Below are 16,428 nucleotides of genomic sequence, written 5' to 3' on the forward strand. Positions count from 1 at the left end.
TCAGAGGGGTGACAGATATTCCTTTCTTTTTATATAGGCTTATGAAATTGTGTGCTTAAGAGAGTAGGCTTGCAACTGGGTTTTAGGACTGACCCAAAAAAGCTAAAAGCTCACAGATTGTTTTAATTTGAATAAAAAAGTTTCTCGGCTTCGATTATAGAATGTAATTTTGTCTGAGAAGAAACAGAACCAGTTTAATCATCTATGAATAAGATTCTCTATGCATTACTAACGCTGATAGCGTTTACGTCATGTGCCAACTCATTCAACATCCAAGGTACATCTAACGTTTCAAGTCTGGATGGACGTAAGTTGTATCTGAAAACTGATCAGGCCGATTCACTCATTGACTTGGACTCATGTGACGTGGTTCATGGTCAGTTTGCTTTCCATGGAACGGTTGACTCTACCAAGATAGGGCAAATATTCATGGATGACATCAACCTTCAGTTCCCTGTTGTAATAGAGAAAGGCGATATTACGGTTAAACTGGATAATACACAGCAACGTGTCAGTGGTACGCCCCTGAATGATAAACTTAATGATTTCTGGACGAAGTTTATACAGCTACGCAACCAATACGCCGAGATTGACCATGAAGAAAGTGCAGCCATTATGAATGGACAAGATGAGGAGACGGTGAATGTTCGTCTTACAAAGAAGGCTTTGGGCGTATATGACAAAGGTGACAAACTTTTCACAAAGTTTATTACAGAGAATTTTAATAATATCCTTGGACCATGGTGTTTCCTTACGCGCATCAGCTATGAGACAACACCTGACGCATATCCACAATGGATGAATGATTATATGTATAGCAATGCTATTAATCAATTACCTTCATGGATTGAATATATCATGTCTAAGGCTACAGACACATTTAAGCAGAATCCGCAGATAAAAGCATTCTATGCTAATTTCTTACAAGCTCAAAAGGAAATGAACGGAATGGCTGATCCTGCAGGACTACCAGATGCAGCAGGTACAACACCTAATGCTGCAGTTGCTCCTCCAACACCAGCACAAATGGCAGGCGACTCTATTTCAAAGTAAGGGCCAACCACACCCCACCATCTTTTCTGTAACGACTCTGACTTAACAAGAGTAGGATAAGATTCCATAGGAGTGTTTCCGAAGGTAGGATAAAGAGTCTACGAGCAACAACGGATTTATCCAAAACGAAAGTTGCTGTCATATCTGTCAGCCCACATGGGTATTTAACTGGCTGGATTATAGGATATTGACACGGAATGTTAAAATGACAGCAAATGATAATAAAACTATTACTAGTAAAATAGGTAATGTTTTCTATCTTACTTTAGTAGGTTTTATGCTTTCAACTTTCGGATGAATTAACAAACAATCTCAAACAAAAAAGAATATAATATATGAGGAAACTCATTCAAGGTGGAACTATCGTCAATGAAGGGCGAAGCTTTATAGGTTCGCTCGTCATAGAGGACGATTGTGTCATAGAGATTATAGAAGGTAACGAGGTACCCCGTGGTATGTTTGACGAGATAGTCAATGCCACGGGGTGCTTTGTTCTACCAGGCGTTATTGACGACCATGTCCACTTTCGTGAACCCGGCCTAACAGAGAAGGCAGATATTGAAAGTGAGAGTCGTGCAGCTGCGTATGGTGGTGTCACATCATACTTTGAGATGCCAAACACCAATCCACAAACAACAACGCTGGAAGCTTTACAAGATAAATGGGATCGTGCAAGCCGGACAAGTCATGTGAACTATAGCTTCTTTATTGGTGCGACGAATGCTAATAGTAAGCTATTTCCTCAATTAGATATACATACTATCCCTGGAATAAAGCTCTTTATGGGAGCCTCAACAGGAAACATGCTTGTTGATAGACGTGAAGCGTTAGAAGAAACATTCCGTACTGCAGCAGCATTGAATCTACCAGTGATGACACATTGTGAGGATTCTGGTATTATCAATGAGAACATAAGAGTTGCCAAGGAACACTTTGGTGATGATCCAGATATTACACATCATTGGGAGATAAGAAGCGCTGAGGCTTGCTGGGCATCCTCTCAATTAGCCGTAGAATTAGCTCGAAAATATAAGACCCAACTCCATATTGCTCATATCACTACTGAAAAGGAGCTTTCATTAGCCAATCAAACAGAAGACGAGGGAAGGATAACCTTGGAAGCTGTTATTGCTCATATAGCTTTCTCGAATGAAGATTATCTTACAAAGAAAGCACTTATTAAATGTAATCCTTCAGTCAAGACGGTATCTGATAGAGATGCTATTCGTCAGGCACTCACAGACGGGCGGATTACAGTTATTGGTACCGACCATGCGCCACACCTATTGACACAGAAACAAGGTGGTTGTACTAAGGCTGCATCAGGTATGCCAATGATACAATTCTCACTCGTCACAATGCTCGAATTGGTTGACAAAGGTGTTATGACAATAGAACGGATGGTTGACTTGATGTCACACGCACCAGCTCGGCTCTTCCATGTTGACCAACGTGGTTTCTTACGTAAAGGATATAAGGCCGACATCACCATCGTTTCACCCAACCAGCCTTGGACTGTGGACGAGGATTGTATTCAGAGTAAATGTAAGTGGAGTCCGATGATGGGACACACTTATCAATGGAGAGTATTACACACCTTCTGCAATGGACAACACCTATTAAATAACGGAAAGTTTGATGACACGCTTCGTGGTGAGAAGATTACTTTCCGAAATAAGGATTAAAGTAAAATGAACGATGCAATAATTGATAATAAAAGTAGGATTGTAACTTATAACATCAGTGACATTGTTCCATATATTAATTGGGCTTTCTTCTTCTATGCTTGGTCGATGAATGGTAAGGCTAAAGAGGCTCAACAAGAACTACGTAAGGAAGCTGAGACCCTGCTAAACGATATGGAAGAAAAGTATCACACCCATGCCGTCTTTGCTTTGTGTGATGCTAATAGCGATGGTGATGATATCATCGTCAATGGAACACGTATCCCCATGTTGCGTCAGCAGAAGGCAGTTGCAGGAAAACCCAACCTCTGTCTTTCAGATTTCCTACGCCCTGCTGCATCGGGCATTAAAGATACAGTAGGACTCTTTGCAGCTTCTGTTGATACGGCTTTTACAGAGAGTAATGAGGATGACCCCTATCAACGTATGCTATCCCAGACCATTGCTGACCGATTAGCTGAAGCTACAACAGAGAAGTTTCATGAGGATGTCCGCAAGAAATATTGGGGTTATGCAGCAGATGAGCAGCTTACAATAAAAGATCTCCTTGCTGAGAGATATCAAGGAATAAGACCAGCTGTAGGCTACCCATCTATACCTGACACCAGTGTTAATTTCCTTTTATATGAATTATTAGATATGAAAGGAATTGGGATTAGCCTAACAGAAAGTGGTATGATGATACCTCATGCCAGTGTATCTGGCTTTATGTTTGCTCACCCACAAAGTAGATCTTTTGAAGTAGGGAAGATTGATGAAGACCAATTAGAAGACTATGCTCGTCGTCGTAATCAGCCTGTTGAGCTGTTAAGAAAGTTTCTTGTCTCCTCTTTATTGAAGAAATGATAGCTCGAATCGTTATATATCTTATATTGATAATAGTGCTGTCAGACTTGTATATTGACATTCACTATTTCCGTAAGCGTTACCACGTATCTTGGTGGCTACGTCTATTGTGGTGGTTACCCTGCATCGGGATGGTAATCTATACTTGTGCAATGGCATCCATTCAAAACTTTGCGCCAGACAACCTCACTTGGTTGAACACTTATCTGTTCCTGCTCGGTATGTTTGTCGGACCTAAGGCTATCTTTGCACTCACATCATTCTTAGGTTCGATAGTTCGTAAATATATTATTCGTACAAATCGAAATTGGGGACATTATATAGGAGTACTTTTAGGTTGCTTTGCCTTTGGAGTATTTGTTTATGGACTCACATACGGAATATCAGATATACGCATCAGGCATGTAGACCTTTATTTCAAAGACTTACCAAAGTCGTTTGAGGGCTATAGAGTCGTACATGTATCTGACTTGCACCTTGGAACTTTCGATGGTTGGCGCAGTAAGATACTAAAAGCAGAGATGGATAGTATTGAAAAGCAAAAGCCTGACCTCATTTGTTTCACTGGCGATTTACAGAATATACGCCCAGAAGAGGTTGAAAGGATGTCGTCCTTTATTCGTCAACCCATGAAGGGGACTGTCTCCGTCTTAGGGAACCATGATTATACGGAGTATATAAAAGGTGATAAAAGAGAGAAGGCAGCGCAAGAAGAACGATTAGTCAATGCAGAAAGGAAGGTCTTAGGCTGGACACTCTTACGCAATCAGAACATTTGTATCACATCACCTAAGAAAGAGTCTATTTATATCTGTGGTACAGAAAATGACGGTAAGCCTCCCTTCCCAAACCATTCAGATTATAAGAAAGCAACACAAGGCATAGCGCCAAATTCGTTTATAATTATGCTACAGCATGATCCATCTGCTTGGAAGCGTTCTATCCTTCCAAAGACAACAGCACAACTGACACTTAGTGGACATACACACGGAGGACAAATGCAACTTTTTGGATGGCGACCAACGAGTGTACGCCAGCATGAAGATTATGGAGTCTACGAACAAGATGGTCGTTTTCTCAATGTTACGGCTGGATTAGGTGGCCTTGTCCCCTTCCGAATCAATATGCCTAATGAGATTACTGTTATAACATTACATATAAAGAAATAGAATAAACGGAAACATATATGAGCAATACTGTATCGCAACAAAAAAAGCAAACGTCAATAGTGATGTTGGTTATAACCTTTCTATATAGGGTTTACATGCTATTCATTGCTTTTCCACTCTTTTTCATTGCGTCCATCTTTACTGCATTAACCACAACCATTGGTTGTCAACTCGGTAATGGACATTTCTGGGGATACTACCCAGGGAAATGGTGGTCATGGTTTACTATTCGAATTCTCTTCCTCCCCGTAAAGGTTGAAGGACGTGAACACCTCAATCCTAAACAGAGCTATGTATTCGTCAGCAATCACCAAGGTGCGTTCGATATCTTTCTAATCTATGGTTTTCTTGGTCGTAATTTCAAATGGATGATGAAGAAGTCTCTTCGTAAGATACCATTGGTAGGCCTGGCGTGTGAGAAAGCACATCATATTTTTGTGGATAAGAGTGGTGCAAGTAAAATTAAAAAGACTTACGATACGGCACGTGAAACACTTCATGAAGGAATGTCAGTGGTTGTATTCCCAGAAGGGGCACGTAGTTTTACGGGACACATGGGTAAGTTCCGCCGTGGTGCCTTCATGTTAGCAGACGAACTCCAATTACCTGTTTGTCCTATCACCATCAATGGTTCCTTCGATGTTATGCCCCGTACGAATGATTGGCATTTCCCTGTTTGGCATCGACTGAGTCTCACCATTCATGAACCCATCACACCTAAAGGGAAAGGTAGCGAATATGAAAAGGAGACTATGAATGAAGCTTACAATTCTGTTATGTCTGCTCTTACTCCTGAATACCAAGGTTTCGTAGAGAACCCAGACCAATAAAAACAGACAAAAACTTGTTAGTATCATATTTTTATACTACATTTGTCCTATAAAAACAAAAATCTATGACAAGCGATAGCATTGTAATTATACCGACATACAACGAAAAGGAGAATATAGAGAAGATTATCCGAGCGGTATTCCAATTGGAGAAAAAGTTTAATATCTTGGTTATTGATGACGGAAGTCCTGATGGAACGGCACAAATCGTACATAACCTGATTAAGACAGAGTTCTCTGATCGTCTCTTTATCATTGAACGTTCAGGAAAATTAGGATTAGGTACAGCTTATATCACTGGCTTCAAGTGGGCTTTAGAACATGGCTACGAATACATTATTGAGATGGATGCTGACTTTAGCCACGACCCTAACGACCTTCCTCGCCTCTATGCTGCAACTCATGACGAAGGTTACGATGTTGCAGTTGGTTCACGTTATGTCAGTGGAGTAAACGTTGTAAATTGGCCTATAGGACGTGTATTGATGAGTTACTTTGCCAGCAAGTATGTTCGTATTGTAACAGGTTTCCATGTTCATGATACGACTGCGGGCTTCGTATGTTATCGTCGTCGCGTTCTTGAGACAATCCCATTGGATATGATTCGTTTTAAGGGTTATGCCTTCCAGATTGAGATGAAGTACACCGCTTTCAAGATTGGTTTCAATATTAAAGAAGTACCTGTTATCTTCGTTAATCGACGTGAGGGAACAAGTAAGATGAGCGGTGGCATCTTCTCCGAAGCCTTCTTTGGTGTCATCCGACTCCGTATGGACGGTTGGTTCAGAAAGTATCCTAAGATAAAGAACTAAGATTTATGCCAAATAACAGTAACAGCCATAACCCACTAAGGTCATGGCTGTTACTATTTACACAAGTGACTTTGTTTTTATACAACTTAGAAACTATGGTAGTACAAATCAATTGTATAAAACATTAGAAAATAAATACAGGAGATTCAGGTTTAATTTACTTTTTACTAATTAAACTAACAAACTTGTATCTATGTTCATACAAATCTGGCATTTCATAACGTGGAATGTATATTTTTACTATGATAAGGTATTCGTGTCCCTCTTCATAGATACTATCAAATCCATCAATATGAGATACAACAGATGTTCTCATATCTTTGTCTACTATAACATAGCCTTTATTTTTCGATTTAATAGATGTACCTGGATAGAAGTAGTCTTCCTTATGCGATAATACGCTTATCGTATCTGTTTTTTCATACTTGTAGTCGCCGTCTACGTCTTCTTCCTTTGTACATCCCACAAAGAGAAATAACATTAAAGATGCTATAATGTATAGATGTTTAATCATAATAATATGAATTTAAAAATTATTTTATCATTACCTAACTCACTTAAATGAGACTGTTACTATAGAGGACTGCCTTTCTCTACTTTATTTTGACACAGTCTACTCTGTTTTATCCAGTCCATTCCTACCAACACAACCAACATGTATGCACGCCATGTTTTAATAAAAACTAAAAGGAACATCATTCCTTGCAATAAAAGCCTTTAGATAAAAGAATCTGTTACTACAGAGAACAACATTCCTTTGCTACTATATCTTGACACAGCTTATCGTGTCATAATGTCAATTTTACGCCTCCTTATCGTACTCGAGGTGGAAGTTAATGATTGTCTCAATACCCTTCAACCAAAGATCTACTGGCATATTCTCGTTTGGAGAGTGAATAGCATTTGACTCCAAACCGAAGCCCATGAGAACAGTCTTCACACCAAGTAACTTCTCGAAAGTAGAGATGATTGGAATACTACCACCGATACGTACTGGCAATGGACGCTTACCGAATACTGCTTCGAAGCCACGCTCAGCAGCTTTATAAGCTGGGAAGTCAATAGGACAAACATAACCATGACCACCGTGATGCTTCTCTACGTTCACTGTAACGTAATCAGGAGCAACACTGTTGAAATAGTCTACTACCAACTGGCTAATCTTTGTATGATCCTGATGTGGAACAAGACGTGAAGAAAGTTTTGCGTATGCCTTTGATGGGATAACGGTCTTAGCACCATCACCAGTATAACCACCCCAGATTCCGCATACATCAAATGTTGGACGGTAACCAGTGCGTTCTATTGTACTATAACCTTCTTCTCCGAAGAGTGCCTTAACACCAAGAGACTTCTTATATTCCTCCTCATCGAAAGGAATAGATGCAACGAGTTTACGCTCCTCATCAGAAGCCTCCTCAACATCATCATAGAAGCCAGGGATACGAATCTTACCATCAGGACCAGTCACATCAGCTATCAACTTACAAAGAACATTGATTGGGTTAGCCACAGCACCACCGAAGGTTCCTGAATGAAGGTCACGATTAGGACCAGTCACCTCAATCTGCCAGTAAGACAAACCACGCAAACCGGTTGTGATAGAAGGAGTATCAGGACCAATAAGACCAGTATCTGAAACAAGAATAACATCGCAAGCCAAGAGTTCCTTATGTTCCTCAATAAATGGACCAAGACTACCAGAACCAATCTCTTCCTCACCTTCAAAGATGAACTTCATATTATGCTTCAACAAGTCATTCTTGTTAAGATACTCGAATGCCTTTGCCTGCATGAATGACTGACCCTTATCATCATCAGCACCACGAGCCCAGATATGACCATCCTTGATAACTGGCTCAAATGGTTCGGTCTTCCAAAGTTCAAATGGCTCTGCTGGCATCACGTCATAGTGACCATAAACCAAGACAGTCTTTGCATTAGGGTCAACCATTCTCTCAGCATAAACCATAGGATTACCCTTTGATGGCATCACCTCAGCTTTGTCAACACCTGCCTCAAGCAGTAGTTCCTTCCAACGTTCAGCACAGCGTACCATGTCCTCCTTATGAGCTGGTTGTGCACTTACGCTTGGTATGCGTATCAGACTGAACAACTCCTCGAGCATTCTGTCTTTGTTCTCTTCTACATATTTCTTAATCATAATTATTTGATATTTTATGGTGTTATATCTTTTCTTTCTTCTCTCTCCGTTTTTAGCATAAAACAATCCCATATAGTTCTACATTATCTCGGAAAGAAGTGTGAGAGAGAGTGCTCCATTCTTTTGAGGTATATATAATAGGATGAATCATTGCATTGATTTCCCAGCCAAGTTCCCAGAATGGATAAGTGAACTTATCATGGTCTATCACCTCTATCTTATCCTTGTCTAATAGGACAAGAATATCCCAATCGGAATTTTCATGAGCGTCACCACGTGCCTGAGAACCGAAGAGTATTATCTTTCCATTCTCTGGTTTTAACTTCATTGCAACGTTGCGAATAGAGCTAAAAACATCTGTATGTTTCATTCTCGTAGTCATTTGTTCGCAAATTTAAGCATGATTTATGACTTTTGCAAGTATTTCCTTTGGTTTTATACTAGTTTACTTGCATGAGATAGAATTAATTGATATATTTGTAAAAACTAATACACTCTTTTATGAACAAAGTTATCCTGATAATCGTCCTGTCATCTTTACTATTTGCATGTGGTTCTGCTAAACTTACAGAAGAACAACGTATGCTGAATGGAATAAGGCAAGATATCCCTTTTCAATTAGACTCTCTTAAACCCACCAATAGTAACAGCTGGAGCTTCGCCAACAATGGTATTATTACAGCAGAGCCTGACTATGAAATAAGGGATGACGGTGCATTATTTGTTTATCGTACTTTCTTTAATGAACCGAAACAAGCACAGCAGCCCAATATTGTATGGCGTAACCTCTTCATAAAAAAGAGGAAACATCGGATAATATGTGTAGATAGGGTGTTGATAGATAAAAAAACGAAAGGTATAATTTATATTCTTCAGAGTAGGAATAAGTCCTATGCCTCTTGTGGACATTATAATTGGGATGTCACCCGACTGGAACATTTAGAGCTAGTTGGCTCTATTTTAGAAGATATGAAGAACTCAACTCTAAAACGATTCAACCTTTCTAACAGCACTCCTAAATTAATGTCTCCAGATATCAAGACACCTTCCTCACAGGATGATTATTGGCGTCTTATCTTCCATGCCGACTCTCTTTATGAGCAAGGGCGTTATGATGATGCCATCCGTGTATATACTGAAGCATTCGCAGATGATCGTTATATCTTTCCTTCCAAGTTATCAAGTGTTGCTTATAAATTGCGTATGGTTGATAAAGATGAGGCTGCTTATAAGTTTGATAAGCACCGTATAAGAATGGAAAAGGATTACTATCAGATGCCAGACTCTGCTACTGTGCCTTCTTATGAAGATGAGTTTGATAAGCGAGCAGATATCTATAACTATGATTTATCACTGAAGAACCATTTAGAAGAGATGCTTGAACGTGACCAAGCTTATAGGACACAATGGATATTGAGCCGACAGTTGCACCATGAGGAGACACAACGTGATATAGCGTTAAGGCTTCGTGCTGATAGTATTGACTCTATCAACCAAGCCGAGATAAGGAAAATATTGAAAGAACACGGCTTCCCTAAAAAGACAGAAGTAGGCACTTCTGCTTGTGAGGCAGCATGGATAATCATTCAGCATGCCCCCTTGGACGTACAGAAAGAATATCTACCTATGTTGGAGAGAGCTGCGACAGAAGGGAACATTCAAGCTGCTTTAGTTGCTGCTCTACATGACAGGATTGATGTAAGAGAGGGGCGACCTCAGAAATACGGAACACAGAGAAATCGTAATGGAATCTGTCCTTTACTTAATAAGAAAATGGTCAATCAATGGCGGAAGGAGGTTGGTCTTCCACCATTGGATGAATATTCAAAGTGAACTTAGGGTATCCATTTCATCAAGACATTTTGTTCCCTTGTTCTATTGCTCTTAAAACTTTCACACCTTCTCCCACCGTTTTAACGTCACTAACCACCATAGAACGCTTGCCATTTCGCTCTTTCAAATTGCAACGGCGAGGATGATGACCGATATAGTTGAGAACCTTATCAAAGGCAGCACTCTGATAGTAGACACTATTAGGGTTAGAAACAAACTGCATCTGCATGCGTCCCTGCTTGAGGATAATCTTCTCACAGCCTAATCGCTTACCTACACGACGGAGTGCAACGACCTGCATCAGTTCCTCACCTTGACGTGGAACAGGACCGAAACGGTCTTGTAGACGCTTACGATAGGCATCGAGGTCTTCGTCTTTTTCAATATTATCAAGCTCACGATAGAGCAGCATACGCTCTGAACTACCCGGCACATAGTTATCAGGGAAGTACATTTCAAGGTCGCTTTCTACGGCACAATCATCAATGAAGTCATCGCCAGTAATCTGCTTTCCTTCTTCCATCTCCTCCTCATAAAGGTCTTGGAACTCATCATTTTTCAGCTCCATCACCGCCTGATTGAGGATTTTCTGATAGGTTTCATATCCCAAGTCCTCCATAAATCCACTCTGCTCAGAACCTAAGAGGTTACCAGCACCACGGATATCAAGGTCCTGCATCGCAAGATTAAATCCACTACCGAGGTCGGAGAAAGTCTCCAAAGCCTCCAGACGACGACGTGCCTCTGGGTTCAATGCAGCCAAAGGAGGAGCGAGAAGATAACAGAAAGCCTTTTTATTAGAACGTCCCACACGACCACGCATCTGATGTAGGTCTGAGAGTCCGAAACGATGAGCATCGTTGATGATGATTGTATTGGCGTTGGAAATATCAATACCATTCTCAACTATCGTCGTTGAAAGCAGTACATCATAGTCATAGTTCATAAAACCCATAACTATCTCCTCCAATTCCTCAGGCTTCATCTGCCCGTGTCCGATAGCAATACGACAGTCGGGAACATACTTCTTAATCAGCTTTGCTATCTCTGGAAGATTGCTAATACGGTCATTAACGAAATAAACCTGTCCGTTACGGCTCATCTCAAAGTTAATAGCATCTGCTATTACTTCATGCGAGAAAGAAGCTATCTCGGTCTGAATAGGGTAACGGTTAGGTGGCGGTGTACGCATAATACTCATGTCGCGTGCACCCATCAGTGAGAACTGTAGCGTACGTGGGATAGGCGTTGCCGACATCGTAAGGGTGTCAACATTCGTTTTCAGCTGTCTGAGTTTCTCCTTTGTTGACACACCAAACTTCTGTTCTTCGTCAATGATAAGGAGTCCGAGGTCATGCCACTTCACCGATTTACCTATCAACTTATGCGTACCGACAAGAATATTAATTTTTCCCTCTGCCAAATCTTCCAATACCTGTTTTGTTTGTTTAGCACTGCGAGCACGTGAGAGGTAGTCAACACGCACAGGCATATCCTTCAATCGCTTCTTAAAGGTTTGGTAATGCTGAAAGGCTAACACGGTTGTAGGCACCAATACAGCCACCTGTTTATTATCCACAGCAGCCTTAAAAGCAGCACGGATAGCCACCTCTGTCTTACCGAAACCCACGTCACCACAAACCAGACGGTCCATTGGTCGTGCGCTTTCCATGTCTTGTTTGAGTTCTTGCGTAGCCTTCAACTGGTCGGGTGTATCTTCATAAAGGAATGAAGCCTCCAATTCGTGCTGCATAAATGAGTCTGGAGAAAAGGCAAATCCCTTCTCACGACATCGCTTAGCATAGAGTTTAATGAGGTCACGAGCAATATCCTTGATACGCTTCTTCGCCTTTTCTTTCAGTCGGTCCCAAGCACCTGAACCAAGAACAGACAGTCGTGGTGGTTCGCCACTATCGCCACGACGATACTTACTAATCTTATAAAGCGAGTGAATAGACACATCCACAATGTCGTTATGTTGGTAGACAAGACGTATCATCTCCTGATAAGAGTCACCAGCAGGTACACGAACCAGACCGGCAAACTTACCTATTCCAAAGTCAACATGCACTAAGAAATCACCAGGTTCCATCTCTTGCAGCTCTTTCATCGTCAAAGCCATCTTACCTTGACGTGCCTTGTCTGACTTGAGATTGTACTTATGGAAACGGTCGAAAATCTGATGATCGGTAAAGAAACATACTTTCAACGTACTATCAACAAAACCTTCATGCAACGTTCGGTTGACTGGCGTGAAAGGTAAGGCTTCTACCGTCGCATCCTTACCCTCTCCAGACAGTTCAGCTACGGATAGATTTTCTGATTCTGGTGAGACATTTGTATCTGACAATGAATCGAAAATATCCCTCAAACGTACAGTCTGCTTCTCACTATCTGCAAAGATATAGAGTTTATAACCTTTTATAAGATAGTCACGAAGCGTCTTAGACAGTAAATCAAAGTTCTTGTGGAAGAGTGGTTGTGGTGACGTACTGAAGTTTATTGTTGCCCGTGAGCCATCCTTCTTCTTTGCTTGATCAGAGGTAGAATGATTCATACCAAACTCTATACGACGGAAATCAAGTGCATCATTCATCCATCTTGAGGCTGGTACAAGCTGTCCTTCCTTGCGGTAAGCCTGCTCCAGTTCACGCTGTTCTAACTCCGTCTTACCCTCTAACTTCTCTGTCAATGCCTGATTAGTAAAGCCTTCTTGATAGATATTATCAATCGCATCACGCACATAGAGAAAATCCTTAAATGCCAACACGGCATCTTCTGGTAAGAACTGAAGAAAAGGCACCTTCTCTTCTGACATCGTTGTCAGCTCTGGAACAATCTCAACACGTGTCAACCTCTCTGTAGACAACTGCGTTTCTACCTCAAAGCTACGAATAGTTTCAATGTCATCACCGAAGAAGTCAATGCGGAATGGCAGTTCATTAGAGAAGGAATAGACGTCTATAATACTACCACGCACAGCAAACTGACCTGGTTCGTAGACGTAATCTGTCTCTGTAAAGCCAAAAGAACGTAAGGTTTTCTCTACCTCCACAATATCAATATGCTGGTCAACTGTCAATGTCAAATGACGTTCATCCAACTGCTTTTTTGATACAACGAGTTCTGATAGCGCTGATGGCTCAGTCACAATATAAAGCGGTAGAGCGTTGTCAGCACCCGAGGCAAGGGCAGAAAGACGTGTCAGCACCTCTGTACGCAGAATTTCATTACCCGCATCACGCTGTCCATACTTCACTGCACGACGATAAGATGATGGAAAGAATAGCACCTCAGCCACCTTCCTTTCACCGTCAGCAGGCATAGCAATTGTCTTGAGGTCATTGTAGAAATAACCCGCCTCGTCATTGTCATTCAACACGAAAACAGTCGTTGTCTTCCATCGTTCAGCTATTGATGCAAAGAACATCGGGGCAGCTGAGGCCACGAGTCCTTGCAGGAAAACAGTCTTAACTGACTTATCTTCCTGTATCTTCAGTATCGCTCCTGCCTGAGGCAGCATAGCGTATAGTTTCTGTATATCCTGTATTCTCATCGCCAATGCGTTGTGCTTGCAAAGTTACAACAAATTTCAGATAGACAGCAATTATCTATGAAATTAAGCAGAAAAGTACTTAAAGATTTGGTAGTTTCGTGAACTCTCCTTATATTTGCAGTCTGATTCAGCGGAAACAGATAAAGGAATACAGAAATAAGAGGGTGAGAGCCATGGTTTTCACCCAATATCATTCCTCAAATGTACTATGGGCTTGTTTGGATTTGACGGCAAGACGAGATGGTACGTAAGCACGCGGAGCATCGTTGACTGGCTCCTAAATCTCAGTTATCGAAAAATTAATTGGCGAAAACAATTACGCTCTCGCTGCCTAACCGAAGTACAGTAGGTTACTGGCTTTATCCGACTATTAGATAGTTGGACGAGACATCGCTCCGAGGATGTTGTTCCGAATCCGGAGAGTAAGCGATGCAGGTTCAATCGGAAATAGTCAGTGTATGCCTCGATGCACTGATGAAAATTTAGAGGATAAGATGTCGGTTGGTGGTCCAGGTCTTGCCGACATACGAAAATCGAAGGCTGGAATAAACGTGTAGAAAGCGTATGGTTTCCTTGTGCGGACGTGGGTTCGACTCCCACCAGGTCCACTTTTTAATCCTAAAAGGGATTCTCTAAAAATTAAAAGGCAGTATCAAAGCTTAATTTGATACTGTCTTTTTTTATGCTCTCCCTGCTGAACTCATATACAGCTCTTCCGAGACATGGAATGAAAAAGCCCACTGAAAGAAGGAGAGATTATGTCTTCTATTATCATAAAAAGTTTAATTTCGTTTTGCTGTCACTTTTAACATTTCACGTAATCTTCCTGTTGTTCAGCGTATTAAGTCATTGCTTTGAATGACAGGAATGACAGGAAAATTTGTTTTCAAGTAATGTCTCCTTCGAAGCAATGCCCAAATCATATACGTTTCTATCCTGTAATAGACCCTACAAGACAAAGATTATTTATGCGGCAATAGCGCTTTCAGATGCTCAAGGTGCCTCATCATACTTTGTTTCGTTTGTGCATTACGTTCTACACGACATGCTGCTTCTAAGTCAGATAGGAAGGGGAGATAGTCAGTCTCAGCTATAAAACGAGCCGCCCGTTCTCTTACTGCAGGACTATTATCAAAGAGCAGACCCTGTACCCAGCGTTTAGCATCCCACGACCGACAGTTCTGTAGCCAATCGAGTGCCGCTATCTTCTCCTTAGGCGAACCGTATAAGAATGTGTTATAATACCCACGCTCCTTCTTTAAATCAGCTTTCGTCATGAGAATCTCACGATTGTATAAATCAGGATTAACGACCCGCTTCGAATAGGCTACGACTGGCATTCGTAATGTCCAACGCACCATGCGTGGTATCATCCACATCATCCCAGGTGTTGCCTCTGGGTGCGAGATACTACTAAAGACACGTCCTTTCCCATACTCATTGGCGATGAAGAATGGACGATTGTTCGTCATGTTAGCTGGGGCATTACCTTCTTCGTGCACATCGGTCTCCATCATCGCCATAACTGTGTAGGGAAGAGGAACACTATCACTCTTCACAAGGACCGGACCTTCATAATACATCACGTATGAACGGTCTCGCTTAGCAAGCTCAGGGAATAGTTTTCTACCTTCAGCGGAAAGGGAGAAAGCTGATATACCATGTCCACGGTTATCATGTTCGATGTCTATTGCCTTTCCACCATTGATGTGCATACAAGCATATCCTGGTGTGTCTGTAAAGAGATAGGCACCAGCACAGATACCCACAGCACCTTTTCCTGAACGAATAAAGTTTCTTATTCGTTCCATGTTCTCCTCTCCAAGATTCATATACTGCGTCGCTCCCTCACCTCCTGGGATGATGATAGCATCCAAATCACTCAAAACTCCGTTCACAATATCGCCCGTCGTAATTGTTCTCACAGTCATGTCGGGGTCTAACTGTATGGACGCTATGGTCTCCCAAATACACGTTTGCGCACCGCCATTACCTTGGAACACACCCACACGTACCTTGTTTCCTACTCCCATACTCCATACACTCAGTCCTACCAAGCACATGGCAATGATAAAAATCGTTTTTCGTAGCATAATTGTTTATGTTAGTTTGTAATTCTTTTATAGTCTTGCTTGTTCATCATCAACCTACTATGAACGAGACAAAGATAGTATTTATCTTTGATACTTACATGCTTACATACGTGTTTTAAGTATTTTTAGACTATCACTTACCGCCTTGTTCCACCTTATTATATAGTCTCCACTCATCTCCCTTACCCTTTCCTCCAATATGCGAAGAACAAACTCCCTTACACGACATTATCACTAAGCAAAGCAGAACGAGCGATTGATTTCCTTGTCAACGCCTATTACGCTCTTTATCATTTACGAAACACCTTACCCAACATCTTCTTATAGGCTCGTGATTATGCCACACTGCCAATGTCATTAGGGTGAGAAGCCTCAATCATAGCGTCT

The 16,428-nt window shown here is 41.3% G+C and carries 13 protein-coding genes and 1 other RNA gene; 8 read left to right on the forward strand and 6 right to left on the reverse strand.

The window, feature by feature from the left end; translation table 11 throughout:
* Positions 1-204: 204 nt before the first annotated feature.
* Positions 205-1,053 (forward strand): DUF4369 domain-containing protein, encoded by an 849-nt coding sequence (locus CHB62_RS08030; RefSeq protein ID WP_009011569.1) that lies wholly within the window; start codon positions 205-207, stop codon positions 1,051-1,053.
* On the opposite strand, the gene CHB62_RS14880 is transcribed toward CHB62_RS08030, so the two are convergent.
* Entirely contained in the window at positions 1,040-1,195 is a 156-nt protein-coding gene (locus CHB62_RS14880; RefSeq protein WP_157600253.1) for a hypothetical protein, read from the reverse strand. The genes CHB62_RS08030 and CHB62_RS14880 overlap by 14 nt on opposite strands.
* Before the next feature lie 193 nt (positions 1,196-1,388).
* Between CHB62_RS14880 and CHB62_RS08035 the strand changes: the two genes are divergently transcribed.
* The 5 genes from CHB62_RS08035 to CHB62_RS08055 all read left to right on the forward strand — a co-directional run bounded on the left by CHB62_RS08035 (position 1,389) and on the right by CHB62_RS08055 (position 6,395).
* Entirely contained in the window at positions 1,389-2,738 is a 1,350-nt protein-coding gene (locus tag CHB62_RS08035; RefSeq protein ID WP_009011568.1) for a dihydroorotase, read from the forward strand.
* Positions 2,739-2,744: 6 nt separating this feature from the next.
* Positions 2,745-3,584: a vitamin B12 dependent-methionine synthase activation domain-containing protein gene (locus CHB62_RS08040; RefSeq protein ID WP_009011567.1), complete on the forward strand. Its 840-nt coding sequence runs from the start codon at positions 2,745-2,747 to the stop codon at positions 3,582-3,584.
* The gene (locus CHB62_RS08045; RefSeq protein WP_009011566.1) at positions 3,581-4,753 is read left to right on the forward strand and encodes a metallophosphoesterase; all 1,173 of its coding nucleotides are present in this window, start codon (positions 3,581-3,583) and stop codon (positions 4,751-4,753) included. Before CHB62_RS08040 ends, CHB62_RS08045 begins: the two co-directional genes overlap by 4 nt.
* Before the next feature lie 17 nt (positions 4,754-4,770).
* A complete protein-coding gene (locus CHB62_RS08050) occupies positions 4,771-5,583 on the forward strand; it encodes a lysophospholipid acyltransferase family protein (protein ID WP_089366432.1) in 813 nt (270 codons plus the stop codon).
* 65 nt (positions 5,584-5,648) lie between these two features.
* Positions 5,649-6,395, forward strand: a complete 747-nt coding sequence (locus CHB62_RS08055) for a polyprenol monophosphomannose synthase (RefSeq protein ID WP_089366433.1) — start codon at positions 5,649-5,651, stop codon at positions 6,393-6,395.
* A gap of 157 nt (positions 6,396-6,552) precedes the next feature.
* Here CHB62_RS08055 and CHB62_RS08060 read toward each other — a convergent pair whose 3' ends face one another.
* From CHB62_RS08060 to CHB62_RS08070, 3 genes are all read right to left on the reverse strand, one after another.
* Positions 6,553-6,909 (reverse strand): hypothetical protein, encoded by a 357-nt coding sequence (locus CHB62_RS08060; protein WP_141240413.1) that lies wholly within the window; start codon positions 6,907-6,909, stop codon positions 6,553-6,555.
* 288 nt (positions 6,910-7,197) lie between these two features.
* Positions 7,198-8,559 carry a dipeptidase gene (locus tag CHB62_RS08065; protein WP_089366435.1) on the reverse strand — a complete coding sequence of 454 codons (1,362 nt, stop codon included), beginning with the start codon at positions 8,557-8,559 and terminating at the stop codon, positions 7,198-7,200.
* A 52-nt stretch (positions 8,560-8,611) separates the two neighbouring features.
* Complete coding sequence (locus CHB62_RS08070; protein WP_167386057.1) at positions 8,612-8,929, reverse strand: nucleotidyltransferase domain-containing protein; 318 nt, start codon at positions 8,927-8,929, stop codon at positions 8,612-8,614.
* 131 nt (positions 8,930-9,060) lie between these two features.
* Here CHB62_RS08070 and CHB62_RS08075 point away from each other — a divergent pair, with 131 nt between their 5' ends.
* Positions 9,061-10,392 (forward strand): DUF6624 domain-containing protein, encoded by a 1,332-nt coding sequence (locus CHB62_RS08075; RefSeq protein ID WP_089366437.1) that lies wholly within the window; start codon positions 9,061-9,063, stop codon positions 10,390-10,392.
* A 19-nt stretch (positions 10,393-10,411) separates the two neighbouring features.
* Here CHB62_RS08075 and mfd read toward each other — a convergent pair whose 3' ends face one another.
* Positions 10,412-13,948 carry a transcription-repair coupling factor gene (gene mfd / locus CHB62_RS08080; RefSeq protein ID WP_176414854.1) on the reverse strand — a complete coding sequence of 1,179 codons (3,537 nt, stop codon included), beginning with the start codon at positions 13,946-13,948 and terminating at the stop codon, positions 10,412-10,414.
* 210 nt (positions 13,949-14,158) lie between these two features.
* Between mfd and ssrA the strand changes: the two genes are divergently transcribed.
* Positions 14,159-14,559: a transfer-messenger RNA gene (gene ssrA / locus CHB62_RS08085) on the forward strand.
* Positions 14,560-14,910: 351 nt separating this feature from the next.
* Here the strand turns inward: ssrA and CHB62_RS08090 are convergent.
* Positions 14,911-16,041: a BPL-N domain-containing protein gene (locus CHB62_RS08090; protein WP_089366439.1), complete on the reverse strand. Its 1,131-nt coding sequence runs from the start codon at positions 16,039-16,041 to the stop codon at positions 14,911-14,913.
* Positions 16,042-16,428: the final 387 nt, after the last annotated feature.

The sequence above is a fragment of the Prevotella jejuni genome (genome assembly GCF_900187995.1).
Classification (GTDB): domain Bacteria; phylum Bacteroidota; class Bacteroidia; order Bacteroidales; family Bacteroidaceae; genus Prevotella; species Prevotella jejuni.